This is a genomic window from Streptomyces sp. NPDC000878 (assembly GCF_053599695.1).
Genome location: NZ_JBSFMT010000073.1, coordinates 1 through 26,487 on the forward strand (window position 1 = coordinate 1; position 26,487 = coordinate 26,487).

Here is a 26,487-nt window from a genome sequence, read left to right on the forward strand (position 1 = left end):
GCCTGTACTGAGCCCACCCACCCCCGATCCCGGGCCCGGCCGCGACTCTCCCCGCGGCCGGGCCCGATCATGTCCCGCCTCAGTTCTTGACCGCCTCCGCGATCCGCAGCGCGGCCTCGGCGGGCGTGAGATGCGTGGTGTCGACGACCTCGGCCTCGGCGTGCAGCCAGGTGCGGGCCGCCTCGGCGTAGGGCTCGACGTATTGGAGGCGGAACGGGGAGTTGGGGCCGAGGGGGTCGCCCGCGATGCGTCCCCGGAGGGTGTCCTGGTCGGCGTGGAGAACGAAGTGCCGTACCGGGATGGCGTGTTGGGCCAGGCCCGTGCTGATCTCGCGCCAGTACTGCTCGACCAGGACCGTCATGGGGATCACCAGGGTGCCGCCGGTGTAGTCGAGCACGCGGCGGGCGGTCTCGACGACGAGGGGTCGCCACGGCGGCCAGTGCTGGAAGTTGAAGTCGTCCTGCCCGGGCCCGGGCAGCGCCGGCTTGATGTCCATGAGCGTCTCGCCGACCTTCTCGGCGTCGAACACCCGTGAATCCGGGAGCAGTTGCTGCACGAGCGGACTGGTCGTCGTCTTGCCCGCGCCGTGCGTGCCGTTGAGCCATACGATCATGCGCCCTCACGCTAGCGCGCCCTCTGCGGGGCGCGGACCCGGGCCCGGTAGCGCCTCCTGCGCTGCTCGCGCCGGTCGCTCTGCTGTTGCGGCCCGGCGCCGAGCACCGATGATTGATCTCATGACGGTGGATGTGCTGATCGTCGGGGGCGGGCCCGTGGGGCTCACTGCCAGGGCGTTGCTGGAGCGCTGGGGTGTGCGGGTGCTGCTGGTCGAGAAACGGGTCGAGCTGTCGCCCTTTCCACGGTCGCGGCTGGTCAATGTGCGGTCGATGGAGATCTTCCGGCAGCTCGGGCTCGCCGAGGCCGTCGCGGCCCGCGCCTTCCGGCCCGAGTACGGGCGTATCCGCTTCCGTGACACCCTTTTCGAGCACGATTTTGCCTCCGCGGCGATGATCGGGGTCCACGCACCGGTGCCCGAGAGTCCCGTGATCGGCGTGGTCACCTCGCAGGACCGGTTGGAACCCACCCTGCTCGCAGCGGCCGACACGGCTGACGCGGCGGTGCGGTTCGGGGTCGAGGTCGTCGGTCTCGACGAGGAGGAAGGGGCCGAGAGCGTCGTCGCCCGGCTCGTCGACCGGCGCAGTGGTGAGGAGACCCGGGTCCGGGCCCGGTACGTCCTCGCCGCCGACGGTGCCAACTCCACCGTCCGGGAGCTGCTCGGTATCCCCACCGCCGGGCCCGGCGCCCTCGGGCACGTCACCACCGTCGTCTTCGTCGCCGACCTCACCGGCTGGTCCGCCGGTCAGCCCGCCGGTGTCTACGCCACCGCCCACGGCTCGTTCCTGCCGCTCTACCCCGAGGGCGGCTGGGCCTGGGTCGTGCCCACCCCGGACGACCCCGAGCGCGCCGACTGGCTCGGCCTCGTCTCGCGCGCCCTCGGGCCCGACGGACACGGCGTACGGGCCGAGGTGCTGCGGGTCCAGCACTGGACCGTCACCGCGTACGTCGCCGAGCGCTTCCGGCACGGGCGGATCCTGCTGGCCGGAGACGCCGCGCACGCGCTGCCCCCGGCCGGCGGCCTCGGCATGAACGTCGGCATCGCCGATGTGCACAACCTCTGCTGGAAACTGGCCGGTGTGGTGAGGGGATGGGCAGGGGCCGGGCTGCTGGAGAGCTACGAGGCGGAACGGCACCCCGTTGCCCAGCTGAATCTCCGTCAGGCGGTCGCCAACGCCCAGCTCATGTTCCAGGCGCAGGAGCGACGCCGCGAACAACTCCGGGCCGGGGCGGGCGCGTCCGTGCCGGACCAGGTCGAACTGCCCTGGTCGGAGCGGTACTTCGCCCAGCTCGGGCTCGTGCTCGGCGTCTCCTATCACTCCGGCGCCGTCCTCGCCGACGACAGCAGCACCCCGCTCCGGGCCTCACACCAGGCTCCATCCCAAGCCTCACTCCAGGCTCCGTCCCGGGCCTCACGTCAGGCCGTACCCCATGCCCCGGCCGAGGCTCCGCCCCACACCCCGCCCCAGCTCTCCGACCCTGACCCCGACCCCGACTACACCCCCACCGCCGAGCCCGGGCACCGCATGCCCCACCTCTGGCTCACGCCCGGCCGCTCCACCCTGGACGCCTTCGGCGAGTGGTTCACCCTCCTCACCCCGGCTCCCGAGGAGTGGGAGCGGCGGGCCGGCTCGTCCCCGGTGCCTCTGCGGATCGAGGCCCTGACCGGCGAGTACGGCGATCTCTGCGGCCTTGGTCCGCACGGCGCCCTGCTTGTCCGGCCCGACGGGCACATCGGCGCCCGCTGGACCGACCGCCCGGACGGTGACTCCGCCGTCCGGGACGCTCTCGCCGGGATCAGCCGTTCGACACGCCTCCCGACGCGGTCGGCGTAGTCGGCGTGGGCGTCGGGTCCGTCGCCGGTACGCGCCTCCGGCGTCTGCGCTTGAGGAGTGCCCAGGGGCCCCTGGGCCCGGTCGGCATCGCCGCCGTGACCTCCGTGCCCGCCTCCGACGCCGCCTCCGCCGCCGCCCGCGCCACCGGCAGGAAGCCCTCGCGGCGGGACACGTCCGGGCGCTCCTCCTCCGCCGGCCACAGGCCCAGCGCCGCGCACACCGTCGGGAGGACCGCCATCGCCGCCGTCGCGTAGCCCTCCGCCGAGGGGTGGTAGTTGTCCGGGCCGAACAGTTCGCGTGGGTTCGCCTCGAACTCGGGGCCCAGCAGGTCGCCCAGCGACACCGTGCGACCCCCCTGTTCCACGACCCCGATCGTCTGGGCCGCCGCCAGATGCCGGGACGCCCGCCGGGCCAGCCAGCGCAGCGGCTGCTGGACCTGCTCCACGGTGCCCAGGTCGGGACAGGTCCCCACGACCACCTCCGCACCCGCCGTACGGAGACGTCGTACCGCCGATGAGAGATGGCGCACCGAGCGCGTCGGGGGCATACGGTGCGTGACGTCATTCGCGCCGACCATGATCACGCAGATGTCCGGGACCCAGCCGGACGCCGAGACGGTCAGTGCCACCTGGCGGTCCAGGTCGTCGGACTGGGCGCCGGGCAGCGCCACGTTGCGCAGTTCCACCGGGCGTTCCGCCACCGCCGCCAGGCCCGACGCGATCAGCGCGCCCGGTGTCTGGCGGGCCCGGTGGACGCCCTGGCCGGCCGCCGTGGAGTCACCCAGCAGTACGAGTCGCAGCGGGGGTTCGCCGGGGGTGGCGTACCCGCGTCCGTACAGCCCGTCCGCGCTCGGCGCGTGCGGACCGCCGCCGTTGCCCACCTGGCGTTTCGCCATCCGTACCTCGGCCAGCACCAGTCCCACGGCCGCCGCGCTCACCAGGCCGATCCCGCCACCGCCGTACGCAGCGCCGGCTGCGATCCGCCGGGCCACCCTTGCCCTGGACATGCTCGTCATGCGTCGCCGCCACCTCCTCGTAGCCGTACAACCACTCCTTGCCCCGTACCGACCGTCCGCCAATCGCGACGTGAGGTGAATGCCGAGGTGGACCCTTAGGCTGGCCGAACCAATGACGACCACATTTATGTGCGGCAACCGGAGACAACGGTGCAATTCCACGACTCGATGATCAGCCTCGTCGGCAACACCCCGCTGCTGAGGCTCAACAGTGTGACCGCGGGCATTCAGGCGACCGTCCTCGCGAAGGTCGAGTACTTCAACCCCGGCGGGTCCGTGAAGGACCGCATCGCCCTGCGCATGATCGAGGCGGCGGAGAAGAGCGGGGAACTCCGGCCCGGCGGCACGATTGTCGAGCCCACCAGCGGAAACACCGGTGTGGGGCTGGCCATCGTGGCCCAGCAGAAGGGGTACAAGTGCATCTTCGTGTGCCCCGACAAGGTCTCCACCGACAAGATCAACGTGATGCGTGCGTACGGCGCCGACGTGGTGGTCTGCCCCACGGCCGTCGATCCCGAGCACCCGGACTCCTACTACAACGTGTCCGACCGGCTGGTGCGTGAGACGCCCGACGCCTGGAAGCCCGACCAGTACTCCAACCCCAACAACCCCCTCTCGCACTATCACTCCACCGGCCCCGAGCTGTGGGAGCAGACCGAGGGACGGATCACCCACTTCGTCGCGGGCGTCGGCACCGGCGGGACCATCTCCGGCACCGGGCGGTACCTCAAGGACGCCAGTGACGGGCGCGTCCAGGTCGTCGGGGCCGACCCGGAAGGGTCCGTGTACTCCGGGGGGTCCGGGCGCCCGTACCTCGTCGAAGGGGTGGGGGAGGACTTCTGGCCCACTGCCTACGACCGGACCGTCGCCGACGAGATCGTCGCCGTGTCCGACAAGGACTCCTTCCAGATGACCCGGCGGCTCGCCAAGGAGGAGGGCCTGCTGGTGGGCGGCTCCTGCGGGATGGCCGTCGTGGCCGCACTGCGGGTCGCGGAGCGGCTCGGGCCGGACGATGTCGTTGTCGTGCTGCTGCCTGACAGCGGGCGGGGGTACCTTAGTAAAATTTTCAACGATGAATGGATGGCCGACTACGGCTTCCTGGAGGACACCGGCCCCTCCGCCCGTGTCGCCGACGTCCTCGACTACAAGGAGCACGGCCGCATCCCCTCCCTCGTCCATATGCACCCGGACGAAACCGTCGGTCAGGCCATCGAGGTGCTGCGTGAGTACGGCGTCTCGCAGATGCCGATCGTGAAGCCCGGCGCCGGTCACCCGGACGTCATGGCGGCGGAGGTCGTCGGGTCGGTCGTCGAACGCGAGCTGCTCGGCTCGCTGTTCACCCAGCGGGCCTCGCTCGACGACCCGCTGGAGAAGCACATGTCGGCGCCGCTGCCGCAGGTCGGCTCCGGCGAACCGGTCGCCGACCTGATGTCCGTACTGGGCGCCCACGACGCGGCGATCGTGCTGGTCGAGGGCAAACCGAAGGGTGTCGTCAGCCGGCAGGACCTGCTGGCCTTCCTGGCCAAGGGCGGCAAGCAGTAGTAAACGTCCGGTGAACTGGGCGGGGCGGAGCGGAACTTGCGGCCTCCGCCGCGATGTCCCGGTCCGATTCCGTTCGGATTCCCGCTCCGAACGGAACTTCGTGGAAGTGGTACGAGGGCGTCACGTCCGCGCAGCACACGCTTAACACGAGTCCGGCACATTAGTGGATGTCGGCAAGGGCGGGAGCGGCTCCCCGCCCCGGCCGGCAACCGAAACGGCGTCACGGACCTCCGGAGCGGCTCCCGGACCTCCACCGACGCCTAGGACGCGCCAGCCCGGCCCTGACCCGGCCCGCGTCCCTCGCGGGGACCGCCGTCGTCCCGCCCCCCGGCAACGGGGGTGCGGCGGTCCCCGCGCATAGCTTTTTTCGGGGAGTGTGTCAGTCCTCCCACTTGTCGGCGTCCTGACCGGCCCTCCGGTGGTGCCTGCCGAACATCCACGCCGAAGTGCGCGCCGCCTGGACCGCGTTGACGCCCACGATGCCCACCCAGGCGACCAGCAGGCCGGGGAGGCCCGCGCCGCCGACGCCGATGCCGGACAGGGGTATCGCGAGGACCATCGAGACGATGCCGAAGCCGAAGCGCTCGCCGAAGGTGTCGGTGGATTTCGGGCCGCGCGAGTCGCGCGCTGTCACCATCTGCTGCTCGGCGAGCTGCCGCCGTACCCGGCGCTCCACCGAGCCGTCTATCCGCTGGTCGACCTTCTCCAGGAACGAGTCGACCAGCGCGGACTCGTACTCGTCGCCGAGTTCCCTGCGGGCCTGCAGGGTGGCGTTGAGTTCCTTCTTCAGGTCGGCGTCGTGTGCGCCCGTCGCGTCCATACCGGTCATGCACACCACGGTAGAGAAACCGCGCCCGACCGGCACTGGGGATAGCCCCCCAGTTGTCCCTGGGCCGGACCCTAGGGGACGCCGCGCCGTCGCCCCGCAGCCCCCTGCCGCTACTTGGTCAGGCCCTTCTCCTTCGCGTACGCGTTCGCCACGTCCTCCGGGTCCTTCTTGTCCTTGTCCACCTTGCGGTTCAGCTCGGTGAGGTCGGTCGTCGTGAGGACGTTGCCGAGTTCGGCGAGGGCCTTGCGGACCGTCGAGTCGGCCTTGCGGTCGGCTATCAGGGGGACGATGTGCTGGCCGGGGATCAGGTTCCTGGGGTCCGTCAGGACGACCCAGCCGTTGTCCAGGATGTCGGTGTCCGTGGTGAAGAGGTTCGCCACGTCCACGTCGCCCTTCTTCAGGGCGCCCTTGACCAGCGGACCGGACGAGTCGAGCGACTTGAACTCCTTGAACTCGACCCCGTACATCTCCTTGAGGCCCACCACGCCCACCTCGCGCGTCTTCACCTCGGCCGCCGCGCCGATGATCAGCTTGCCGTTCTGTTTCTTCAGGTCGGCCAGCGAGGTGAGGCCGTACTTCGTCGCCGTCTCGCGGGTGACGACGAAGGCGTCGGAGTCCTCGGCCATCCCGTACGGGAGCACCTGGAGGCCGGCCGGGAGGGCGATGGTGAGGGCGTTCTGCATCTCGCCCTCCTCCGTGGCCGTCGCCTTGGGGGCCACGTAGTGCAGCAGGGCGCCCTGGTACTCGGGGAGGAGGTCGATGTCGCCGCTCTTCATCGCGGGGATGAGGATCTCGCGGCTGCCCAGGTTGGGGCGGACCTTGGTCTGCACACCCGCCGCGTCGAGCACGGCCGCGTAGAGGTAGCCGAGCACCTGGTTCTCGGTGAAGTTGGCGGTGCCGATGGTGAGGCCGCCCGCGCTGGAGCCACTGCCCCCGCCCGAGCTGCCGGAACCTTCGTCGAGGGAGGTGATACCGCCGCTGCACGCGGCGAGGGCGGGGACGGCGGCGGCTGCGAAGAGGCCGCCGAGGAGGGCGCGTCGGTTCATCGGAAGGGCCATCGGAAGAACTCCTGGGCGGTTCGGGTTACGCGGGGCGGTGGCGGAAGAGGAAGCGCTGGACGCCGGAGAGCGCCAGGTCCAGGGCGATGGCGACCACGGCGACCAGCACCGCGCCGCCCATCACCTGGACCAGGTCGCGCTGGGCGAGGCCGTCGAAGACGTAGCGGCCCAGGCCCCCGAAGGAGACGTACGCGGCGATGGTGGCCGTGGCCACGACCTGGATCAGGGCCAGGCGCAGGCCGGTCATGATCAGGGGGAGCGCGAGCGGCAGTTCGACCTGGAAGAGGACCTGGTGCCAGCGCATGCCCTGGCCGCGCGCCGCGTCCTTCACGTCCGGGTCGACGGCGGTCATCCCGGCGTACGTGTTCGTGACGATGGACGGGACGGCGAGGGCGACCAGGGCGATGTACACCGGCCACATCGACAGCCCGCTGGCCAGGAACACGAGGACGACCAGGCCGACGGTCGGCAGGGCGCGGCCGAAGGAGGCCAGGTTGATCGCCACGAACGCGCCCCGGCCCGTGTGGCCGATGAGCAGGCCGAGCGGGAGGCCGATGGCCATCGCGATGAGCGTGGCGAGCAGCGAGTACTGGAGGTGCTCGGCGAGGCGGTGCGCGATGCCGTCGTAGCCGGACCACTGGTCGCCGCTGGTCAGCCAGGAGCCGAGATCCTTGAAGAGTTCGTACATGTCAGGCTCGCCGCCTCGTCCACGGGGTGAGTACGTACTGGACGGCGACCAGCAGCGCGTCCGCGACCACCGCGAGGAGGAGAGTGAGAACCACTCCCGCGATCACCGGGGTCGGGAAGTCGCGCTGGAAACCGTCCGTGAAGAGCTGGCCGAGGCCGCCGTCGCCGATGTAGGTCGCGACCGAGACCAGCGAGATCGACATGACCGTCGCGATACGGACGCCCGCCATGATCACCGGGAGGGCGAGCGGCAGTTCGACCGTGAGGAGGGTGCGGAAGGGGCGGGTGCCCATCGCCTTGGCCGCCTCCTTCGTCTTCACCGGCACCGAGTCGAGGCCCTCGACCGTGTTCCGCAGCAGCACGACCAGCGTGTAGACCGTCAGGCCGATCACGGTGGTGGTGCGGGTCAGACCGCTGACCGGGAGCAGGAGCACGAAGATCGCGATCGACGGGATCGTGAAGAGGACGTTGGAGAGGCCGAGCAGGAAGCCGCGCAGCGGGCGGACCCGGTGGGCGACCACGGCCAGCGGGAGCGAGATCAGCAGGCCGAAGAAGACCGCCGAGAGGGCCGCCTGGAGGTGGGAGACGGTGAGGGTGGTGAGGTCGTCGGTGTGGTCGCCGATCCACGACCAGTCGATGGTCATGCCTTGACCTGGGCTTCCGTAGTCACAGGGGCCGCTGCCTGGGCTTCTGTGTGGGCCCGGCCCGCGTGTACGTGGATGTCGTCGCGGGACGAGACACCGGTGAGGGTGCCCGCCGCGTCCACGCGGGCTATCAGCCCGGTCGGGGAGGCGATCGACTCGTTCAGCGCCGCGAGCAGCGAGTCGCTGTCCTTCAGCGGCCGTACGGGGATGTCGGTGCCGTCCGTGCCGTGGTGCCAGTGGGCGGGTTTGCGGGCCTCGTCCAGTACGAGGGTCCAGGCGCCGCCCTCGGGGGCCGGGCCCTGCGGGAGGTCCGCGAGGGTCTTCAGGGAGAGCAGCTTGAGGCCGCGCTCGGCGCCGAGGAAGTCGGCGACGAAGTCGTCGGCCGGGCGGGCGAGCAGCTCGGCGGGGGTCGCGCACTGGACCAGATGGCCGCCGGTGCGGAAGATCGCGATCTGGTCGCCGAGCCGGACGGCCTCGTCCACGTCATGTGTGACGAAGACGATGGTCTTGTTCAGCTCCTTCTGCAGGCGCAGCAGTTCGTCCTGGAGCTGGGTGCGGACCACCGGGTCGACCGCGCCGAACGGCTCGTCCATGAGGAGGACGGGCGGGTCGGCGGCGAGCGCGCGGGCCACGCCGACGCGCTGCTGCTGGCCGCCGGAGAGCTGGTGCGGGTACCGCTTGCCGGCGTCGGCGGCGAGGCCGACGGTCTCCAGGAGTTCGGCCGCGCGGGTGCGGGCCTTCTTCCGGCCCCAGCCAAGGAGCAGCGGTACGGTCGCGATGTTGTCGAGGACCGTGCGGTGCGGGAAGAGTCCGGACTGCTGGATGACGTACCCGATGGATCGCCGCAGGTCGGCGGCGTCCTGCTGGAGGACGTCCTGGCCGTTTACCTTGATCGTGCCGGAGGTCGGATCGACCATCCGGTTGATCATTCGCAGGGTGGTCGTCTTGCCGCAGCCGGAGGATCCGACGAGAACGGTCACGCCGCCTTCCGGCATCCGGAGCGAGAGATCGTGGACTGCGGTGGTGCCGTTCGGGAAGCGCTTGTGAACCGCGTCGAACTGGATCATGAGGTGTCCCTTGCCGGGCCTGTATAACGTCATGCAGAGTTCTCCGTGTCTGAATAGATTGTCAATGCCTCTGTGTTAATCCGAGGTAACGGCCGTCCAGCAAGCAAGATCGAGTGCCCGGTTTACTTCCGGTTTGAGGGGAGTCTGCGCCTTATGTCGTCTCGGATTGTGGATGCATCACTTCCGGTGCCTCCTCCGGTGTCCACCGGCATCGTCGTGCTGGACGGCATCGGTCTCGGCGTCGAGGACGTCGTACGCCTCGCCGACGGGGCCGCGCGGCCTGTCCCCGGCACCGAAGGGATGAAGCGCGTCGAGGAGGCCTGGGACGCCGCCCGCCGCATCGCCGCGACCGGCCGCGTGTACGGCCGCTCCACCGGCGTCGGCGCCAACCGCAACGAGGACGTCCCGACCGAGGCCGCCGCCGACCACGGTCTGCGCCTGCTGCGCAGCCACGCCGGCGCCATCGGCGCGGAACTCCCGGCCCGGCAGGTACGGGCGATGCTCGCCGTCCGCGCCAACCAGCTCCTCGCGGGCGGCGCCGGACTGCGCCCCGGGGTGGTCACGGCCCTGTGCGAGGCGCTGGAGAACGGGGCACATCCCGTCGTCAACGAGTTCGGGTCGGTCGGTACGGGCGACATCGCGGCGCTGGCCCAGATGGGGCTGGCGCTGGCGGGGGAGCACGAGTGGATCGCGCCGGGGACGGGACCGGGGGCGGCTGCGGGTGGCTCGGTTCTCCGTGGCTGGAGCGTCCCCGGCGCCCCCGAGCCGCAGGCCCTCGACAACAACGACGCCCTCGCCCTGATCAGCAGCAACGCCCTCACCCTCGGGCAGTCCGCGCTCGCCCTGCACGAGCTGCGCGGGCTCATCGTCGCCACGCAGGTCGTCGCCGCGCTGTCGCTGCTCGCCGTCGACGGTTCCCACGAGGCGTACGCGGCTCCCGTGCACGCCGCCCGTCCGCACCGGGGGTCGGTCGAGGTCGCGCGCCGCATGCGGGCGTTGATCGGTTCGGCGGACCGGCCCACGCCTCCCCTCGGCCGGATCCAGGACCCGTACGGCTTCCGGTGTCTGCCGCAGATCCACGGGCCCGCGCACGACGCGGCGGACGCGCTGGAGGGGGTGCTCGCGATCGAGATCAACGCCGCCGCCGAGAACCCGCTCATCTCCCCCGAGGACCTCACCGCCTACCACCACGGCGGCTTCTACCAGGCCCAACTCGCCCTCGCCCTCGACCACTTCAGGCTGGCCGTCACTCAGGTCGCGCGCCTGTCCACCTCACGCCTCTCGACCCTCAACGAGCCCGCCTTCACCCGCCTGCGCCCCTTCCTCGCCGACCACGAGCCCGCCGCCTCCGGCGTGATGATCCTGGAGTACGCCGCCGGCGCCGCCCTCGGTGACCTGCGGGCCTTCTCCGCGCCCGCCTCGCTCGGGCACGCTGTACTCTCCCGGGGCGTCGAGGAACAGGCCAGCTTCGCCTCGCTCGCCGCCCGTCAGACACTGCGCGCCTGTGACGCGTACCGTCTCGTCGTCGGCTGCGAACTGGTCGCCGCCGTACGGGCGCTGCACCAGCGCGACCTGCGCCCGGATCCGGAACTGCCGGTCGGCCGGGCGCTGGAGCTGGCCGAGTCGGTCCTCGACGCCGACTCGACCGACCGCCCGCTCACGCACGACGTGACGGTGGCGTCGGCACTGCTGGACCGGTTCACGGAGATCTGGAGGGGGAGCGGGGCATGAGCACGCCGAGTGCGGAGGGCAGCGGGGGCGCGGGTACGGGGGCGCGTGCCGGTGCCGGTACCGGCGTGGGCGGGGACGCGGACGTGGGTGTCGGCGCGGACATGGGCGTAGGTGTGGAGGCGGGCGTGGACGGGGACGTGGGCAAGGGCGCGAGTGCGGAGGGGGGCGTGGAAGGCCGCGGGGTCGCGGGCGCAGGCGGGGCCGCCGCTGGCGCCCCCGACACTGGCCCCGGCCTGGGTGGGGAATCGGGTGCGGGCAGGACCGCCACCGGCGCCGGCCCGGGTGGGGACGCGGGTGCGGGTGGGGCAGAGCAGGCGCCTTCCAAGCGCTTGGCCGCAGGCGATGGGGACGCGGGTGCGGGCGGGACCCCGCCCGACAGTCCCGCCGGGCGGCTTCAGGCACTCTTCGAGGGGCATCGGCTCACCCCGACCCAGCGGCGCATCGCGCACAGCATGGTGCGGCGGGCCGCCGACGTGCCCTTTCTCTCCAGTGTCGAGCTGGCCGAGCTGGCCGGTGTCAGCCAGCCGTCCGTCACCCGCTTCGCCGTCGCCCTCGGCTTCGACGGCTACCCGGCGCTGCGCAAGCACCTGCGCGAGGTCGCCCCCGCCGAACAGAGCGCCGAGCCGGGCTCGTACAACGAGTACCAGCAGGCCGTCGAGGCCGAGATCGAGAACCTGAGGCACCTGGCCGAGGTGCTCGCCGATCCGCGTCCCGTGCACCGGGCCGGGCGGCTGCTCGCCGCCTCCCGCCCGCTGCCCGTCCTCGGGCTGCGCGCCGCCGCCTCCCAGGCGTACGGCTTCGCCTACTTCGCCGCCAAGGTTCACCCGGACGTACGGCTGCTCCACGAGGGCGGCACGATGATCCACGACCGGATCGACGCGGCCGTACGGGCGGGCGCCACCACCCTGCTGTGCTTCGCGCTGCCCCGGCATCCGCGCGAGGTCGTCGACACCCTCGCCTACGCCAAGGCGGCCGGCCTGACCGTGGTCACCGTCGCCGACTCGGCCTTCGCGCCGGTCGCGAAGGTCTCCGACCTGCTGCTGCCCGCCGCCGTCGGCACCGGGCTCGCCTTCGACACCGCCTGCGCGCCGATGCTCCTCGGTCGGGTGCTGCTGGAGGCCATGTGCGACGACCTGCCGGACGCCCAGGCCCGCCTGGAGGAGTTCGACACGCGGGCGGCGACGCGGGGGCTGTTCGTCGAGTAGGCCTCAGCACGGCCTTGTGCGGCTCTCAGACTCGTCTCACGTTCGCTCGTTAGTCTCCCGCTCCGACAGGACTGTGCCGGGAGAACGAACCGGGAGGCGGACGTGGCACGCGGAGTTCGCGGAAGACAAGGCCTGGCCCGGGTGGCCGTGGTGATACGGGCCGGAGTGGCGCCCATGTGGTGGCTCGGGGTGTTCGCGGCGGGCGTCGGCGTCCTGGTGCCGGGGATCACCGGCCGCCGGATCGGCGTCATGGCGGGGGCCGTGCTGTTCATCGTCACGGCCGGACTCGTGGCGTGTCTGCGGCGCCGCCGCTACACCGCGCTCGCCGCCGGTCCCGCCCGGGCCGGCCGGCACGATGTGCTCCAGGACCGCGCGGTGACCGTACGCAACTGGCGCCGTGGCCACCGCTGGTGGCTGCTGCTCGCCTTCGCCGCCGCGCTGGGCAGCTCCTTCGCGGTGCCCGCCGCGGGCGGGATGCTGCTCGCCGGGGCCGGTACCGGGCTGCTGCTGAAGGCCGCCTGGCTGGGTCGGCGCGAACGCGCCGACGACGTCCTGCTGTGGGTACGGGTGGACTGGCTCGGCCCGCGCGCCGGCGCCCCGACCGGCAAGCCGGTCAAGGCCTACCGCTCCACCGGAATCGCCGCGGGCGACGCGACCCCGGGCGGGGCGCGCCGCCGCGGCGACGTCCTGGTCTAGCTCGTCGGTCCCGTCGTGCGGGGGCGGGGCTCAGATCTCGATGTCCGCCTCGATCCGTTTCAGCTGGTGGCGGGCCATCGCCAGGTTGGAACGGTTGATGTCGAGCACCAGGTAGAGGAAGAGGCCGTTGCCGCCGCGCCCCTTCATCATCCGGATCAGGTGGTACTGGCTGGAGAGCGTGATCAGGATGTCCTCGATCTCGCCCTTCAGCCCGAGGTGCTCCATCGTGCGCATCTTGGCGCGCACGACATCGGTGTTGCCGGCGGCGGCGACGTTCAGGTCGAACGTCTTGCTGCCGCCCATCGTGCCCAGGGCCATGCCGCTGGTGTAGTCGACGAGGGCGACTCCGGTGGCGCCCTCGATGGAGGTCAGCGCCTCTTTCAGCGCGGTCTCGGTGTTGGCCATGACGGTGTTCCTCTCCTGCTTCCGGTTCAACTTTCCGTGGTGGTGCGCGCGTTGGGCGTGGTTGACGGTGTGCGTGGCGCGCGCGGTGTTCTGGTTCGGGTGGGCATCGGTGCGGGGACGGGGGGCGGCGCGGGCGTGGGAGCGGCGGCCGGCCTGGGTGCCTGTTCGGCCGCCGCGTCCACCAGCTCCCCGATACGGGTGCCGGCCCGGCGGCCCTCCAGGTGCAGCCGGCCGACGTTGACGCGGTCCTGGGCGAGCAGCGTCAGGACGGCGCTGCGGCCCGCCGCGTACGTCGCCACATAGCCGTACATCCCGCGCACCAGCAGCTCGCGGAAGTCGCCCTGGCCGGTCGCGTCCGTCATCCGCACGGCGACGCTGAGCGCGGTGGCGGTGAGCGCCGCGACCGTCTCCGGTTCGACGCCCGGGGTGTCCTGGACGAGGACGAGACCGTCGACGCTGGCCGCGAGTGCGCCGGTGAGCTGCGGCACGCGGGCACGCAACCGGCGTAGTTCGTCCATGACTTCGGCCTCGGCTGCCATGAGCTGTCTCCTCTCGGCACGCGGGCGCTGCCGTTCAAAGGGCCTCCAGCGCATCCCTGAGCCTCTTCAGCAGCGTGATGTTGGGGTCGGCGAACGAGGGCGGCAGCGATCCGGGCGGTGCCGGGGGAGCGGACGTGGACGGCGGGGCCGGTGGGGCCGGCGGGGCAGGCAAGGGCGGCGGGAGGGCTGGGACGACGACCCCCGCTGCCGCCAGCCGCCGTACGTCCACCAGGGTGTGGAAGGTCGGGCGGGCCAGCGCCAGCGCGATGTCCGCCGCCGTGCGGACACCGTCCACCAGGTCCAGTACGGCGGACTGGCGGGCGCTGATGGTCGGCGCGCCCGGGCTGCCGGAGCGGCGCAGCGGGGCGCTGTCGGGGGCCGGGTCGGGCCAGATGCGGTGGAGCAGGGCGCGGCGGCGCAGGGTCTCGTGCTCCAGCGCCGCCACCGGCACCGGGCGCACCGGGCCGAGCCAGTGCGTGTCCCCGTACCGGAAGTGCCCCGGCGTCCCGCTGGGCGCGAGGGCGAAGTACGCCGCGTCGTACAGCGCCCCCAGGTGGCACACCTCCAGGGCGCCCGCGCCGATCCGGCCGCTCTCGACCAGGAACCGCCCGACCCGGTTGCGCTCCCCGGCCGCGCCGACCGCCTCCCGCCAGCCCTCGGCGTCCAGCGTGCCGCGCGCGGTGAGCAGGACGTCGAGGCCGGGTACGGCCGGGCTCTCGGCGTGCACGACCTGGCCGTCGGCGAGGTAGAGCGAGCCGCGCTCGCACACCAGGGCGCCGGTGGCCCGCTCGGTGGCGAGCCGGCCGAGCATCGGGGAGACCCCGCCCCACGCCCGGTGCCGGGCCGCCGCCTTGTCCCGCACCGGCAGGCGTGGCGGCGGGGTCGTCAGATTCGCGTGCAGTGCCGTCATCCCAGCACCAGCCGTCCGGCCATCTCGCCGAGCCGGATGCGGGCCAGCGCGAGATTGCCCTCCGCGCGGGCCAGCCACAGGTGCAGGAACACACTGCTGTCGAAGCTCGTCGTCACGAACCGCAGGACGTGATAGCTGTCCCGGTTGCTGATGATCAGATCCTCGACCGGCGGATCCTGCCCCCAGCCGCCGGCCGCTCCGCCTTCCTCGGACCCTTCGTCGTCGCCCTCGGGGGCGAACGCGCGGTGCTCGGCGGCCAGCCGGGCCAGCTCCGCCGCCTCGGCCGCCATCGTCTCCGGATCACCGCCCGGGGAGTCCCCGACGGTGCCCAGTGCCAGCCCGCTGGTCCAGTCGACCAGCGCGGCGCCCCTGGCACCGGGCAGCCGCATGGCTTCCAGTAAGCACTCGTCGATTCCGGGCACCCTTGGCCCCTCCCGCCTGTCCCGCTCGCGTCTGTCCGGCTGGTGTTCGATCACCCAGCCTGGAGTTCGCCGACCTGACGTTCGGCCAACCTGGTGTTCGGCTGAGTGACGCAGACGCTACGCAACGTGTGCATGAGGAGTGAGAGATCTGGCATTTTCCAGTGGAACATGCGCTGGATGACTAAGGTGGGTCGACTGGCCCTGTTTTCAGGGCAGTTGACCTGCATGTTCCCCGGAGTCCGTCAAGGGCGTGCGGTGGGGGAGGTGGTTGCGGAGAGGGTGGTGAGCGTGGCGGCGTGCGCCCCACCGGATTCGGCCACGATCTCGTCGACGGTCTGCGGCTCCCGTACGACCGCGAAGGTGACCTCCCCCTCCCCGTTCCCGCTCGGCACGAAGCCGTAGATCCCGGGCCGGGCGAGGGAGTTGTACGCGTAGTGGTGCGCGAAGTAGTACGCGCCCGTGTCCAGCGCCGCCGCGTAGTCGCCCTGTTCGAGCAGCGGCAGCGCGCGCCCCTCGGCGAGCAGGTCGCCCGAGAAACAGGCAGGCCCGGCCACGTCCTGCACCACGTCCGCCCCCGCCTTGGGGCGCCCCTTCCCGTCGTACGCGGCGATCCTCAGCGGCCACGACCCCGGCGCGTACACCGTCCGCGTCGCGACCTGCACGCCCGCGTGCGTGACCGCCACCGGCCGCCCGCCGGCGCTCTTCGCGTACTCGACCCGCGCCACGATCGTGCCGTGCTTGGCCAGCAGTGACCGGCCGAATTCGGTCACCAGCCCGTACCGCCCCCCGAACAGGCCCGGCACCTCCTCGCTCAGCAGCCGCGCGTACTGCGCGTACGTCGGGCTCGTCGCGTCCGACGCGAAGTTGACCGGGAGCCCGCCGCCGATGTCGATCGTGTCGATCTGCCGCCGCCCGACCCGCCGGTTGATCTCCTCGGCGAGCGCGTACGTCTCCGCCACGCCCCGCATCATCAGCGCCAGCGGGATGCCCTGCGACCCGGTGTGCGCGTGCAGCCTGGTCAGCCACGGGCGCTCGGCGTACGCCCCCACGATCCACTCGCGCGCCCCCTCGTCCAGCAACGCGACCCCGAACTTCGAGGTCGCGGTGGCGGTGGACGTGGCCCCGATCGAGCCTCCGCCGATCTGCGGATTCACCCTGATCCCGATCGGGGACCGGCTGGTCGCGGACCGCATCAGCGCGTCGAGCCGGTCCAGCTCCTGCGGGTTGTCGGCGTTCACGGCGATGCCCAGGGCCAGCGCCTCGCGCAGCTCGGCGGGCGTCTTCGCGGGCGAGTCCAGCACCGTCCGGGACGGCGTCACCCCGGCCGCCCGCGCCAGCGCCAGCTCCCCCGGGCTGGCCACCTCGGCCCCGATCCCCTCCTCGCGCAGCAGCCGCAGTACGGGCACCAGCGGGGTCGCCTTCACCGCGAAGGCGTGCAGCACGGGCGTGCCGGGTGCCACGACCGCGTCGAAGGCGGCCCGCAGCTCGGCGGCGGACTCGCGGATGCCGGTGACGTCGAGGAGCCCGACGATGGGTGCGTCGCCGTGGAGCAGTCCCTGCTCCACGGCGGCGCGTACGGCCTCGTCCCGGCGGTTGGTCCGACCGGCCCCGTTGTGGTCCACAGTGTCCCCCGTGGTGTCGATGTCCGTGTCCATGCGTCAAGCGAAACATCCAGGGCGGGCCAATGACGGCGCGAGAATGTATTGACTAGTTCTATTCAGGAAGTCAGGATATGAATATCCACTGCAACAGTCCGCTGGGAGGCAGACCATGTCAGGACCCCGCCCCGTACGAGCCCCGCGCGGTACGGAACTGAGTGCCCTGGGATGGCAGCAGGAGGCCGCCCTCCGGATGCTCCAGAACAACCTGGACCCCGAGGTCGCCGAACACCCCGACAAGCTCGTCGTCTACGGCGGCACCGGCAAGGCCGCCCGTGACTGGCGCTCCTTCGACGCCATGGTCCGCACCCTGCGGACCCTGAAGCAGGACGAGACGATGCTCGTCCAGTCGGGCCGCCCGGTCGGTGTCATGCAGACCCACGAGTGGGCCCCGCGCGTGCTGATCGCCAACTCCAACCTGGTCGGCGACTGGGCCAACTGGGAGGAGTTCCGCCGCCTGGAGGCCCTCGGCCTGACCATGTACGGGCAGATGACGGCCGGTTCCTGGATCTACATCGGCACCCAGGGCATCCTCCAGGGCACCTACGAGACCTTCGCCGCCGTCGCCGCGAAGAAGTTCGGCGGCACCCTCGCCGGGACGATCACCCTGACCGCCGGCCTCGGCGGGATGGGCGGCGCCCAGCCGCTCGCCGTGACGATGAACGACGGCGTCGCGATCTGTATCGACGTCGACCCGCGTGCCATCGAGCGCCGCATCGAACACCGGTACCTCGACGTGAAGGCCGACTCCCTGGAGCACGCCCTCCAGCTCGCGGTCGAGGCCCGTGACGCCCGCCGCCCGCTCTCCATCGGCCTGCTGGGCAACGCGGCCGAGCTGCTCCCCCGCATGCTCGCCGAGAGCGCCCCCATCGACATCGTGACCGACCAGACCTCGGCCCACGATCCGCTCGCCTACCTCCCCGTCGGCGTCGAGTTCGACGACATGGCGTCCGCCGCCGCGAAGGACCCGGCCGGCTTCACGACCCGGGCGCGCGAGTCGATGGCCCGGCACGTGGAGGCGATGGTCGGCTTCATGGACGCCGGTGCCGAGGTCTTCGACTACGGCAACTCGATCCGGGGCGAGGCTCAACTCGCCGGATACGAGCGGGCGTTCGCCTTCCCCGGCTTCGTGCCGGCGTACATCCGCCCCCTCTTCTGCGAGGGCAAGGGCCCCTTCCGCTGGGCGGCCCTGTCGGGCGAGGCGTCCGACATCGCGAAGACGGACAAGGCGATGCTGGAGCTGTTCCCCGAGAACGAGTCCCTGCACCGCTGGATCAAGCTGGCCGGCGAGCGGGTCCACTTCCAGGGCCTCCCGGCCCGGATCTGCTGGCTCGGCTACGGCGAGCGGGACAAGGCCGGCGAGCGCTTCAACGACATGGTGGCGAGCGGTGAGCTGGCGGCGCCGCTGGCGATCGGCCGCGACCACCTGGACTGCGGGTCCGTCGCGTCTCCCTACCGGGAGACCGAGGCGATGCTCGACGGTTCCGACGCGATCGCCGACTGGCCGCTGCTGAACGCGATGGTGAACGTTGCCTCGGGCGCGTCGTGGGTCTCCATCCACCACGGGGGCGGGGTCGGCATGGGCCGGTCCATCCACGCCGGACAGGTGTCGGTCGCGGACGGCACGAAGCTGGCGGGTGAGAAGATCCGCCGGGTGCTGACGAACGACCCCGGGATGGGTGTCATCCGGCATGTGGATGCCGGGTACGACATTGCCGAGACTGTCGCTGACGAGCGGGGTGTGCGGGTGCCTATGCGTGAGGGGGACGACGCGTGAGGGAGGTTTCTGGCGGGCGGGACGGCGACGCTTCGGTGGGGGGCGAGGGCTCGTCGCCGACTGCGGGTGGTGCGTCTGTGCCCACCCTCCCCCACTCTCAACTTCGTTCGAGCGGGGGGACCCCCATCGCCCTGCGGAACGCCTGCCCACAGACGAGTGGCGCCTCCTTCCACGCGATGTGGCGCGAGCTGGCGCCCATTGGCCGTCACCCCGACTCACGCGGCTATCGCCGCTACGCCTGGACCGGGATCGATCTCGAGTGCCGGGCCTGGTTCAGGGAGCAGGCCGAGTCTCGGGGGCTGTCCTACGAGGTTGATCGGAACGGGAACCAGTGGGCCTGGCTCGGGGATCCCGCCGAGGGGGATGCCGTTGTCACCGGGTCGCATCTTGACTCCGTGCCCGATGGCGGGGCCTTCGACGGGCCCCTTGGTGTGGTCTCCTCCTTTGCTGCTCTCGATGAGCTTCGGGGGCGCGGGGCGCAGTTCAGCAAGCCCTTCGCCATCGTCAACTTCGGGGACGAGGAAGGCGCCCGGTTCGGGCTCGCCTGTGTCGGGTCGCGGCTCACCGCCGGGGCCGTCACCGTCGAGCAGGCTCGGCTGCTGACCGACGGGGACGGGATCACGCTGCCGCGGGCCATGGAAGCCGCCGGATACGACCCCGACACCATCGGGCCGGACCCCGAGCGGCTCGCCCGTATCGGTGCCTTCGTCGAGCTGCACGTCGAGCAGGGGCGGGCGCTCGACCTGAGCGGCGACCGCGTCGGCATCGCCAGTGCCATCTGGCCGCACGGACGCTGGCGGTTCGACTTCCGCGGCGAGGCCAATCACGCCGGCACGACACGGCTCGTCGACCGGCGTGACCCCATGCTGTCGTACGCCGAGACCGTCCTCGCCGCCCGCCGCGAGGCCGAACTCGCCGGCGCCGTCGCCACCTTCGGGAAGATCGCCGTCGAGCCCAACGGCGTCAACGCCATCCCCTCCCTCGTACGCGGCTGGCTCGACTCCCGCGCCGCCGACCAGAAGGCCCTCGACACCGTCGTCTCCGGCGTCGAGCAGGCGGCCCGTGAGTACGCCGAGGCGCACGGTGTCGATCTCGACGTCGTCCGGGAGTCGTTCACCCCCGTCGTCGAGTTCGACCACGCCCTGCGCGACGAACTCGCCCGGATCCTGGGCCGGGACGGAGAGGACACAGCCCTCAAGGTCCCCGTCCTCGGTACCGGTGCCGGACACGACGCCGGGATTCTCTCCGGGAGCATTCCGACCGCCATGCTGTTCGTGCGCAACCCCACGGGCATCTCGCACTCCCCGGCGGAGTACGCCGCCGAGGACGACTGCGTGGCCGGGGTGACCGCACTCGCCGACGTACTGGAAGGGCTGGCCTGCACGTGACCCACCCCCAAGCACGGACGTACTGGCTGGAGCACGCCTGGCTCGACACCAACGTCGAGCCGGGGGTGGCTCTCGATGTGCAGGACGGTCGGATCGCGGCTGTTCGTACGGGAGTCGACAGCCCGCCTCCCGGCGCCGAGATCCTTCGCGGGCTCACCCTCCCCGGCCTCGCCAACGCCCACAGCCACGCCTTTCACCGTGCCCTGCGCGGCACCGTCCAGGTCGGCTCCGGCACCTTCTGGACCTGGCGCGAGGTCATGTACTCCTTCGCCGACAAGCTGACCCCGGACACCTACCACGCCCTCGCGCGTGCCGTGTACGCCGAGATGGCCCTGGCCGGCATCACCGCCGTGGGTGAGTTCCACTACGTCCACCACGCCCCGGGCGGCACCCCGTACGCCGACCCGAACGCGATGGGCGAGGCTCTGGTCGAAGCGGCCTCCGACGCCGGTGTCCGCATCACCCTCCTCGACACCGCCTATCTCTCCTCCGGCTTCGGACAGGCCCCCAACCGCCACCAGCTCCGCTTCTCCGACGGCACCGCCGACGCCTGGGCGGAACGCTGTTCAGTTCTCAAGGAACGGGATCACGCGCGGATCGGTGCCGCAATCCACTCCGTACGGGCCGTGCCCGCCGGCCAGTTGGCGACCGTGGCCCGCTGGGCCGAGGAACGCCGGGCCTCCCTCCACGTCCACCTGTCCGAGCAGACGGCCGAGAACGACGCCTGCCTCGCCGCTCACGGACGCACGCCCACTCGACTCCTCGCCGACCACGGAGTCCTCGGCCCCCGCACCACCGGCGTCCACAACACCCACCTCACCGACGAGGACATCGCGCTCCTCGGCCACAGCGGCACCGGCACCTGTATGTGCCCCACCACCGAACGCGACCTCGCCGACGGCATCGGCCCCGCCGTCGCCCTCCAGCGCGCGGGCTCACCGCTCTCCCTGGGCTCCGACAGCCACGCCGTCATCGACCTGCTCGAAGAGGCCCGCGCCATGGAGCTGAACGAGCGCCTGCGCACCCGCACCCGGGGCCACTGGACGGCGGCAGCCCTCCTCCGGGCAGCCTCCGCCGACGGTCACGCGGCCCTCGGCTGGGACGACGCGGGCATCCTTGAGGCGGGCGCCCTCGCCGACTTCACGACGGTCGCGCTCGACTCGGTCAGAACTGCGGGGCCGGTGCCTCGGCTGGGAGCGGAGACCGCGGTATTCGCAGCGTCGGCAGCGGATGTGCGCCATACGGTCGTGGGCGGCCGGCACGTCGTGCGCGACGGGGCCCACACCCTCGTACCAGAGGTGCCGCAGGCGCTTGCGGCGGCTGTCGAAGCCCTGCGCGCCTGACACTCGTACGCATACCGGCCCTCCGCCCCGCCACCCATGAGGACGCCATGAACAGCCCCAGCACGCCGAGCAGTCCGAGCAGCCCGAACCGGACGAACAGTGCTATCGGCAGCACGACCGACACCACCACCGGCACGACGACCGTCATCACGAACATCGGCAGCCTGGTCACCAACGACCCCTCTCTCGGCGATGGTTCTCCCCTGGGACTGATCCAGGACGCGGCCGTCGTCATAGAGGGCGACCGCGTCGTCTGGACCGGTGAATCCAGCAAAGCACCCACCACTGACAATCGGGTCGACGCCGGTGGCCGGGCCGTCCTCCCGGGCTTCGTCGACTCCCACTCCCACCTCGTCTTCGCGGGCGACCGCACCCAGGAGTTCAACGCCCGCATGTCCGGGCGCAGCTACACGGCGGGCGGCATCCGTACGACCGTCGCCGCCACCCGCGCCGCCACGGACGCGGAACTGGAGGCCAACCTCACCCGTTACCTCCGCGAGGCCCTCCACCAGGGCACGACGACCTTCGAGACCAAGTCGGGGTACGGCCTGACGGTCGAGGACGAGGCCCGCGCCCTGCGCATCGCCGCCGCCCACACCGACGAGGTCACCTACCTCGGCGCCCACATCGTGTCCCCGGACTACGCCGACGACCCGGCCGCCTACGTCGCCCTGGTCACCGGCGAGATGCTCGACGCCTGTGCCCCGTACGCCCGTTGGGTCGACGTCTTCTGCGAGAAGGGCGCCTTCGACGGCGACCAGGCCCGCGCGATCCTCACGGCGGGCAAGGCGAAGGGGCTGCACCCGCGCGTCCACGCCAACCAGCTCTCGTACGGCCCCGGCGTGCAGCTGGCCGTCGAACTCGACGCCGCCAGCGCCGACCACTGCACCCACCTCACCGACGCCGACGTCGACGCCCTCGCCAACGGCGACACGGTCGCGACCCTGCTGCCCGGCGCCGAGTTCTCCACCCGCGCCCAGTGGCCGGACGCCCGCCGGCTCCTCGACGCGGGCGTCACGGTCGCGCTCTCCACGGACTGCAACCCCGGCTCCTCCTTCACCTCCTCCGTGCCCTTCTGTATCGCCCTGGCCGTACGGGACATGGGCATGACCCCGGACGAGGCGGTCTGGTCGGCCACGGCGGGGGGCGCGCGGGCCCTCCGCCGCGACGACATCGGCCGCCTCACGCCGGGGGCGTACGCCGACCTCACCCTCCTGGACGCCCCGAGCCACGTACACCTGGCCTACCGGCCGGGCGTCCCGCTGGTCACCGGGGTGTGGCGGCGGGGCGTACAGGTGGTCTGAGACCACTGCTCAGACGCCGTACCTGTACTTCAGGTGACGCCAGAAGTCACGGAACATCCACTTGTCGAACTCCGTGATCTGCGCCGCGCTGCCCGCCTTCATCAGGAAGCAGCACTGGCCGGTCGGGCTCCAGTCGTAGAAGTCGTCGAGCCCGAACGTGTGGCCGACCTCGTGCAGGTAGATGTGGATGTTCTCCTGGTCCAGCGTGCCGGTGAAGTACTCCTGGCCGACCCGCTGGCCCCAGTCCCCGCCCGCGCCGCCCTGGAAGCCCTTCGTCAGCCACAGCGACTGGTCGTAGTGGCGGGCCGCGCCGCCCGGGCAGCGTGAGTAGTTGCCGTCCTGGTGGAAGAAGCGCCCGCAGTCCGGGGAGCACTGCGGGGAGCCGCCGCCGTCGAGGTTCCCGGCGTAGATGTCGACCGAGCTGTCGGTCCACTGGAGGGTCGAGCGGTTCTTCACGGCCCAACCGACGATGTTGACCGGCACGTTGGTGTACGGCCACGCGTTGTGCCCCGCCCCGTTCTCGACCATGGCCGCCATCCACTTGCCGAACTGCTTCTTCAGCGCCGCGTGGATCCGGTCGCGCAGGGCGGTGCTCACAGGCGCGTCCGACTCCCAGCGGACGCAGTAGTTGACGCTTCCCCGGTTGGCCATGACCTGGTCCCAGCCGTAGTTGCGGAAGCCGTAGAGGTCCGGGTAGGTCGACGAGACGTGGTTCCAGACCTCGTTGAGCGGCTGTACGAGGTTCGCGGGCGGGTTCCAGTCCTCGGCGGCGGCCCGCACCTGTGCCGTCGTCCCGGCGGGGGCGGCGAACGCGGCAGGCAGACCGGGGGCGGCGATCAGCGCGGCCAGCGAGGCCAGCACCGCCAACAGACGTGCGATGTGCTTGCGCATGGGTGAACTCCCTTTGTGGGGAACGGGATTCACCCCCGGGTCGCCGCCGGTCGCGTCCGGGGTTGCCCGCGCTGCCCTGGCGGCCGTTCACTCCCGCCCCGCGTCGCGGAGTGAAATCAGGCGGCGCCCGCCCGCCACCGCTGCCCGGTCCCGCCCGTCAGCGCCACGAACTTCACGCCGCCGTCGGCCGCCGGAACCAGCCCCGTCGCGAAGGCGATCGCCGGGCGGATCACCCCGTCGTCGTCCACGGTGAAGCGCAGGTTGTCGCCGTTGTCACTGTCCACCGACGCGCACTCCCAGATCCCGACGCCCCGGTCCACATCACCCCGGCTGTCCAGACACAGGTCCGTGTCGGCGGCCGACTGCAGGACCCCCAAGTCGGCGTCCACACGCCAGCGTTGGGTCTCGGCGGACGCGGAGCAGGGCGCCGTGAGAACATCCGTGCCCTTCTCCAGCACGCCGCCCCGGATGTCCAGACAGCGCCCCGAGGCGACGTTCACCACTTGGGCGTACGAGGCTCCCGGCGCCCGGAACGCAGGAGTGGGCGTAGGTGTGGGCTTGGGTGTGGGGGTCGGCTTCGGCGCCGGAGGTGAGGACGTCGGCGGTCGTGAAGTCGGCGACGGGGACGGGGATTTGGGGGCCGCCGATGAAGCGGGGGCCGTCACCTCGGGGCTGCTCGGCACGGTGGTGACCGGGAGCGTGTTCGACGCGCCCTGGGGGCTCGACGAGCCGTCGCCCGACGACAGCATCACGATCAGCAGCGGGACCAGCGTCACGCCCAGGACCACCGAGGCCAGCGCGAAGCGCCGACGGGACGGTGTCGGCGTCGGCATCGGCGGTGGCTGGGTCCAACTGGCCTCCGAGGCGGAGGCGTTGGTGCGGGTGACCGTCGGCGCGTCTCTCGCGTACGCCGTTCCGCACCACGGCAGCAGGCCCTCGCCCAGAGCCGTGCGCGGGCTGTCGCGCAGGGCCGCGAGTTCCTCGTAGGCCACCGAGCAGTGCGGGCAGATGACCATGTGGGAGTTCAGGTCCGTGCTGTGGCGGGGGTTGGCGGGGCGGACCGACTCCTCGATCAGCCGACGGAAGTCCTGGCAGCGCGGGTCGTCGGAGGCGGCCAGCCGGGACCGCAGACAGGCCTGGGCCAGGGCCTGGAGCGCCGAGTCCGTCTCGTACGCGACGTCCTCCTGCGTCAGGCCGAGGAGAGCGGCGGTCCGGTCCTCGGACTCGCGCTCCACGATGCCGTACCAGATGAGGCCCTGGGTGCGGGCCGGCAGCGACTGGAACGCGCTCAGCATGGGCGGGGGCGCGAACAGGTGCTCTCCGCCTGCCGTGTTCAGCGTGTTCAGGACGAGGAGCAGGCTCGGGTCGAGGCCCGCCGCACGTTCGTCCGTCGCCCAGCCGGCCGCCAGGTCGGCGGTGAGCAGCAGGAGTTGATGGCGCCACGGCACGTTCGGCTCGGTACCGCGTGCCGTGTCCCGGGCGGCCTTCGTGAACGCCTGGGCCGCCAACTGCCCCGCCGTGGAGTCGCTCGTCGTGCACAGCCGGGCATAGGCGAGGACGGGCGCGCGGTGGCGGGCGCGCAGTTCCTGCAACGCCAGGTACGCGGTGGGGGAGTTGGCGCGCAGCAGTTCGGTGAGGCGGGCGTCGGACGCGCCCGCGTACAGCCCGCTGTCGTCGATGTGCTGAGACATCCCGTCCGCCTCCTCGGATCCCCGTCCGTCCTGACGTACCAGCCAGTCTGAAGGCGGTGCCCGTGACGCAGGAGGCCTTTGGGAAAAGAGAGGAGGGGTTTCCGTGGGTAACCGGAAACCCCTCCCGAACGGACGCCCGTACTCGACCGCCGGCACGACTGCCGGTACTCGGCCATCAGCCCTCGATCGTCAGTCCCTTCCGCAGCCGGTGCAGCGTCCGCGACAGCAGCCGCGACACGTGCATCTGCGAGATGCCCAGCTCCTCGCCGATCTCCGACTGGGTCATGTTGGCGACGAACCGCAGCGAGAGGATCTGCCGGTCCCGGGGCGGGAGTTCGGCGATCAGCGGCTTCAACGACTCGACGTACTCGATGCCTTCGATGCCATGGTCCTCGTAACCGATGCGGTCCGCGAGCGCGCCCTCGGAGTCGTCCTCCTCGGGCTGGGCGTCAAGTGAGCTGGCGGTGTAGGCGTTCGATGCCGCCATGCCCTCCACGACCTCGTCCTTGGACAGGTCGAGGCGTTCGGCCAGCTCGCCCACGGTGGGGGCGCGGTCGAGCTGCTGGGCGAGTTCGTCGCCGGCCCGGGCCAGGTCGAGCCGGAGCTCCTGGAGCCTGCGCGGTACGCGCACCGACCACGACGTGTCGCGGAAGAAGCGCTTGATCTCGCCGACGATCGTCGGCATCGCGAAGGTCGGGAACTCCACGCCACGGCTCAGCTCGAAGCGGTCGATCGCCTTGATCAGGCCGATGGTGCCGACCTGGATGATGTCCTCCATGGGTTCGCTGCGCGAACGGAAGCGGGAGGCGGCGAACTTGACCAGGGCGAGGTTGAGTTCGACGAGGGTGTTACGGACGTACGCGTGGTCGTGTGTCCCTTCTTCGAGGGACTCCAGCCGCGCGAAGAGGGTCTTGGACAGGGCCCGTGCGTCGACCGCACCCACCTCGTCGAACGGCGGGATCTCGGGAAGCCCTTCCAGGGCGTCCGACACTCGGGGGTCCGGAATTCGAGGGTCCGTGTGTTCCGGAGGGGGTGTCGACGTCGCCGTCTGGGTATGCGATGCGTCGAGCCGGGGTGACATGGTGTCCTCCATGGTTCTCGGCATAAGGCTGCCGAAGCCGGTGCGTGTGCACGTGCGGTGTGCGGCGCCTCCAATGCCGGCCGTGTCGGGTACGTGTATCTAGCCCTACCCGGTTTCGCGAGCCCACCGCAAGTGCGTTCCCTTGCTATATGTCCGG

The 26,487-nt window shown here is 71.6% G+C and carries 24 protein-coding genes; 9 read left to right on the top strand and 15 right to left on the bottom strand.

Annotated features, from left to right (window positions below; all coding sequences use genetic code 11):
• Positions 1-79: 79 nt before the first annotated feature.
• The gene (locus tag ACWDR4_RS40505) at positions 80-613 is read right to left on the bottom strand and encodes an ATP-binding protein (RefSeq protein ID WP_450415998.1); all 534 of its coding nucleotides are present in this window, start codon (positions 611-613) and stop codon (positions 80-82) included.
• Between the two features lie 121 nt (positions 614-734).
• Here ACWDR4_RS40505 and ACWDR4_RS40510 point away from each other — a divergent pair, with 121 nt between their 5' ends.
• On the top strand, positions 735-2,447 hold the full coding sequence (locus tag ACWDR4_RS40510) for an FAD-dependent monooxygenase (protein WP_450416000.1): 1,713 nt from the start codon (positions 735-737) through the stop codon (positions 2,445-2,447).
• On the opposite strand, the gene ACWDR4_RS40515 is transcribed toward ACWDR4_RS40510, so the two are convergent.
• On the bottom strand, positions 2,410-3,462 hold the full coding sequence (locus ACWDR4_RS40515) for an SGNH/GDSL hydrolase family protein (protein WP_450416002.1): 1,053 nt from the start codon (positions 3,460-3,462) through the stop codon (positions 2,410-2,412). The two genes, ACWDR4_RS40510 and ACWDR4_RS40515, sit on opposite strands and share 38 nt — an antisense overlap.
• 150 nt (positions 3,463-3,612) lie before the next feature.
• Here ACWDR4_RS40515 and ACWDR4_RS40520 point away from each other — a divergent pair, with 150 nt between their 5' ends.
• Positions 3,613-5,004 carry a cystathionine beta-synthase gene (locus ACWDR4_RS40520; protein ID WP_450416003.1) on the top strand — a complete coding sequence of 464 codons (1,392 nt, stop codon included), beginning with the start codon at positions 3,613-3,615 and terminating at the stop codon, positions 5,002-5,004.
• Positions 5,005-5,383: 379 nt separating this feature from the next.
• On the opposite strand, the gene ACWDR4_RS40525 is transcribed toward ACWDR4_RS40520, so the two are convergent.
• The 5 genes from ACWDR4_RS40525 to ACWDR4_RS40545 all read right to left on the bottom strand — a co-directional run bounded on the left by ACWDR4_RS40525 (position 5,384) and on the right by ACWDR4_RS40545 (position 9,289).
• Complete coding sequence (locus tag ACWDR4_RS40525) at positions 5,384-5,833, bottom strand: hypothetical protein (protein WP_450416005.1); 450 nt, start codon at positions 5,831-5,833, stop codon at positions 5,384-5,386.
• A gap of 110 nt (positions 5,834-5,943) precedes the next feature.
• Positions 5,944-6,879 (bottom strand): ABC transporter substrate-binding protein, encoded by a 936-nt coding sequence (locus ACWDR4_RS40530; protein WP_450416057.1) that lies wholly within the window; start codon positions 6,877-6,879, stop codon positions 5,944-5,946.
• A 37-nt stretch (positions 6,880-6,916) separates the two neighbouring features.
• Positions 6,917-7,579, bottom strand: a complete 663-nt coding sequence (locus tag ACWDR4_RS40535) for an ABC transporter permease (protein WP_450416006.1) — start codon at positions 7,577-7,579, stop codon at positions 6,917-6,919.
• 1 nt (position 7,580) lies between these two features.
• Positions 7,581-8,222: an ABC transporter permease gene (locus ACWDR4_RS40540; protein WP_450416008.1), complete on the bottom strand. Its 642-nt coding sequence runs from the start codon at positions 8,220-8,222 to the stop codon at positions 7,581-7,583.
• The gene (locus ACWDR4_RS40545) at positions 8,219-9,289 is read right to left on the bottom strand and encodes an ABC transporter ATP-binding protein (protein ID WP_450416059.1); all 1,071 of its coding nucleotides are present in this window, start codon (positions 9,287-9,289) and stop codon (positions 8,219-8,221) included. Before ACWDR4_RS40545 ends, ACWDR4_RS40540 begins: the two co-directional genes overlap by 4 nt.
• A 153-nt stretch (positions 9,290-9,442) precedes the next feature.
• Between ACWDR4_RS40545 and ACWDR4_RS40550 the strand changes: the two genes are divergently transcribed.
• From ACWDR4_RS40550 to ACWDR4_RS40560, 3 genes are all read left to right on the top strand, one after another.
• Positions 9,443-11,020, top strand: a complete 1,578-nt coding sequence (locus tag ACWDR4_RS40550; protein WP_450416009.1) for an aromatic amino acid ammonia-lyase — start codon at positions 9,443-9,445, stop codon at positions 11,018-11,020.
• Positions 11,021-11,349: 329 nt separating this feature from the next.
• Positions 11,350-12,225, top strand: coding sequence for a MurR/RpiR family transcriptional regulator (locus ACWDR4_RS40555; RefSeq protein WP_450416060.1), 876 nt, complete (start codon positions 11,350-11,352; stop codon positions 12,223-12,225).
• 102 nt (positions 12,226-12,327) lie between these two features.
• On the top strand, positions 12,328-12,921 hold the full coding sequence (locus ACWDR4_RS40560; protein WP_450416011.1) for a hypothetical protein: 594 nt from the start codon (positions 12,328-12,330) through the stop codon (positions 12,919-12,921).
• A 30-nt stretch (positions 12,922-12,951) separates the two neighbouring features.
• Here ACWDR4_RS40560 and ACWDR4_RS40565 read toward each other — a convergent pair whose 3' ends face one another.
• The 5 genes from ACWDR4_RS40565 to ACWDR4_RS40585 form a co-directional block, all read right to left on the bottom strand.
• On the bottom strand, positions 12,952-13,326 hold the full coding sequence (locus tag ACWDR4_RS40565) for a hypothetical protein (protein WP_235478158.1): 375 nt from the start codon (positions 13,324-13,326) through the stop codon (positions 12,952-12,954).
• 26 nt (positions 13,327-13,352) lie between these two features.
• A complete protein-coding gene (locus ACWDR4_RS40570; protein WP_450416012.1) occupies positions 13,353-13,865 on the bottom strand; it encodes a roadblock/LC7 domain-containing protein in 513 nt (170 codons plus the stop codon).
• A 34-nt stretch (positions 13,866-13,899) separates the two neighbouring features.
• Complete coding sequence (locus ACWDR4_RS40575; RefSeq protein WP_450416014.1) at positions 13,900-14,775, bottom strand: transcriptional regulator; 876 nt, start codon at positions 14,773-14,775, stop codon at positions 13,900-13,902.
• A complete protein-coding gene (locus ACWDR4_RS40580) occupies positions 14,772-15,197 on the bottom strand; it encodes a hypothetical protein (RefSeq protein ID WP_450416015.1) in 426 nt (141 codons plus the stop codon). The genes ACWDR4_RS40575 and ACWDR4_RS40580 overlap by 4 nt, the downstream gene beginning before the upstream one ends.
• A 242-nt stretch (positions 15,198-15,439) precedes the next feature.
• On the bottom strand, positions 15,440-16,852 hold the full coding sequence (locus ACWDR4_RS40585) for a diaminopimelate decarboxylase (protein ID WP_450416016.1): 1,413 nt from the start codon (positions 16,850-16,852) through the stop codon (positions 15,440-15,442).
• 115 nt (positions 16,853-16,967) lie between these two features.
• Between ACWDR4_RS40585 and hutU the strand changes: the two genes are divergently transcribed.
• The 4 genes from hutU to hutI all read left to right on the top strand — a co-directional run bounded on the left by hutU (position 16,968) and on the right by hutI (position 22,667).
• Positions 16,968-18,632: a urocanate hydratase gene (gene hutU / locus ACWDR4_RS40590; RefSeq protein WP_450416018.1), complete on the top strand. Its 1,665-nt coding sequence runs from the start codon at positions 16,968-16,970 to the stop codon at positions 18,630-18,632.
• Between the two features lie 176 nt (positions 18,633-18,808).
• A complete protein-coding gene (locus ACWDR4_RS40595; RefSeq protein WP_450416019.1) occupies positions 18,809-20,020 on the top strand; it encodes an allantoate amidohydrolase in 1,212 nt (403 codons plus the stop codon).
• Positions 20,017-21,363 (top strand): formimidoylglutamate deiminase, encoded by a 1,347-nt coding sequence (locus tag ACWDR4_RS40600; protein WP_450416020.1) that lies wholly within the window; start codon positions 20,017-20,019, stop codon positions 21,361-21,363. The genes ACWDR4_RS40595 and ACWDR4_RS40600 overlap by 4 nt, the downstream gene beginning before the upstream one ends.
• 47 nt (positions 21,364-21,410) lie before the next feature.
• On the top strand, positions 21,411-22,667 hold the full coding sequence (hutI, locus tag ACWDR4_RS40605) for an imidazolonepropionase (protein ID WP_450416022.1): 1,257 nt from the start codon (positions 21,411-21,413) through the stop codon (positions 22,665-22,667).
• Between the two features lie 9 nt (positions 22,668-22,676).
• Here the strand turns inward: hutI and ACWDR4_RS40610 are convergent, their stop codons facing one another.
• The 3 genes from ACWDR4_RS40610 to ACWDR4_RS40620 all read right to left on the bottom strand — a co-directional run bounded on the left by ACWDR4_RS40610 (position 22,677) and on the right by ACWDR4_RS40620 (position 26,330).
• The gene (locus tag ACWDR4_RS40610) at positions 22,677-23,558 is read right to left on the bottom strand and encodes a hypothetical protein (RefSeq protein ID WP_450416023.1); all 882 of its coding nucleotides are present in this window, start codon (positions 23,556-23,558) and stop codon (positions 22,677-22,679) included.
• Between the two features lie 116 nt (positions 23,559-23,674).
• Positions 23,675-25,249 carry a ricin-type beta-trefoil lectin domain protein gene (locus ACWDR4_RS40615; protein WP_450416024.1) on the bottom strand — a complete coding sequence of 525 codons (1,575 nt, stop codon included), beginning with the start codon at positions 25,247-25,249 and terminating at the stop codon, positions 23,675-23,677.
• 175 nt (positions 25,250-25,424) lie between these two features.
• Positions 25,425-26,330 carry an RNA polymerase sigma factor SigF gene (locus tag ACWDR4_RS40620; protein ID WP_450416062.1) on the bottom strand — a complete coding sequence of 302 codons (906 nt, stop codon included), beginning with the start codon at positions 26,328-26,330 and terminating at the stop codon, positions 25,425-25,427.
• Positions 26,331-26,487 lie beyond the last annotated feature (157 nt).

What these genes read in the sequence shown, in the direction of transcription:
- hutI (WP_450416022.1), top strand. Translation starts at nt 21,411, where the DNA reads ATGAACAGCCCCAGCACGCCGAGCAGTCCGAGCAGCCCGAACCGGACG.
- ACWDR4_RS40565 (WP_235478158.1), bottom strand. Translation starts at nt 13,326, where the DNA reads ATGGCCAACACCGAGACCGCGCTGAAAGAGGCGCTGACCTCCATCGAG.
- hutU (WP_450416018.1), top strand. Translation starts at nt 16,968, where the DNA reads ATGTCAGGACCCCGCCCCGTACGAGCCCCGCGCGGTACGGAACTGAGT.
- ACWDR4_RS40575 (WP_450416014.1), bottom strand. Translation starts at nt 14,775, where the DNA reads ATGACGGCACTGCACGCGAATCTGACGACCCCGCCGCCACGCCTGCCG.
- ACWDR4_RS40545 (WP_450416059.1), bottom strand. Translation starts at nt 9,289, where the DNA reads ATGATCCAGTTCGACGCGGTTCACAAGCGCTTCCCGAACGGCACCACC.
- ACWDR4_RS40595 (WP_450416019.1), top strand. Translation starts at nt 18,809, where the DNA reads ATGTGGCGCGAGCTGGCGCCCATTGGCCGTCACCCCGACTCACGCGGC.
- ACWDR4_RS40525 (WP_450416005.1), bottom strand. Translation starts at nt 5,833, where the DNA reads ATGACCGGTATGGACGCGACGGGCGCACACGACGCCGACCTGAAGAAG.
- ACWDR4_RS40505 (WP_450415998.1), bottom strand. Translation starts at nt 613, where the DNA reads ATGATCGTATGGCTCAACGGCACGCACGGCGCGGGCAAGACGACGACC.
- ACWDR4_RS40610 (WP_450416023.1), bottom strand. Translation starts at nt 23,558, where the DNA reads ATGCGCAAGCACATCGCACGTCTGTTGGCGGTGCTGGCCTCGCTGGCC.
- ACWDR4_RS40585 (WP_450416016.1), bottom strand. Translation starts at nt 16,852, where the DNA reads ATGGACACGGACATCGACACCACGGGGGACACTGTGGACCACAACGGG.
- ACWDR4_RS40570 (WP_450416012.1), bottom strand. Translation starts at nt 13,865, where the DNA reads ATGGCAGCCGAGGCCGAAGTCATGGACGAACTACGCCGGTTGCGTGCC.
- ACWDR4_RS40510 (WP_450416000.1), top strand. Translation starts at nt 735, where the DNA reads ATGACGGTGGATGTGCTGATCGTCGGGGGCGGGCCCGTGGGGCTCACT.
- ACWDR4_RS40535 (WP_450416006.1), bottom strand. Translation starts at nt 7,579, where the DNA reads ATGTACGAACTCTTCAAGGATCTCGGCTCCTGGCTGACCAGCGGCGAC.
- ACWDR4_RS40620 (WP_450416062.1), bottom strand. Translation starts at nt 26,330, where the DNA reads ATGTCACCCCGGCTCGACGCATCGCATACCCAGACGGCGACGTCGACA.
- ACWDR4_RS40540 (WP_450416008.1), bottom strand. Translation starts at nt 8,222, where the DNA reads ATGACCATCGACTGGTCGTGGATCGGCGACCACACCGACGACCTCACC.
- ACWDR4_RS40530 (WP_450416057.1), bottom strand. Translation starts at nt 6,879, where the DNA reads ATGAACCGACGCGCCCTCCTCGGCGGCCTCTTCGCAGCCGCCGCCGTC.
- ACWDR4_RS40615 (WP_450416024.1), bottom strand. Translation starts at nt 25,249, where the DNA reads ATGTCTCAGCACATCGACGACAGCGGGCTGTACGCGGGCGCGTCCGAC.
- ACWDR4_RS40515 (WP_450416002.1), bottom strand. Translation starts at nt 3,462, where the DNA reads ATGACGAGCATGTCCAGGGCAAGGGTGGCCCGGCGGATCGCAGCCGGC.
- ACWDR4_RS40550 (WP_450416009.1), top strand. Translation starts at nt 9,443, where the DNA reads ATGTCGTCTCGGATTGTGGATGCATCACTTCCGGTGCCTCCTCCGGTG.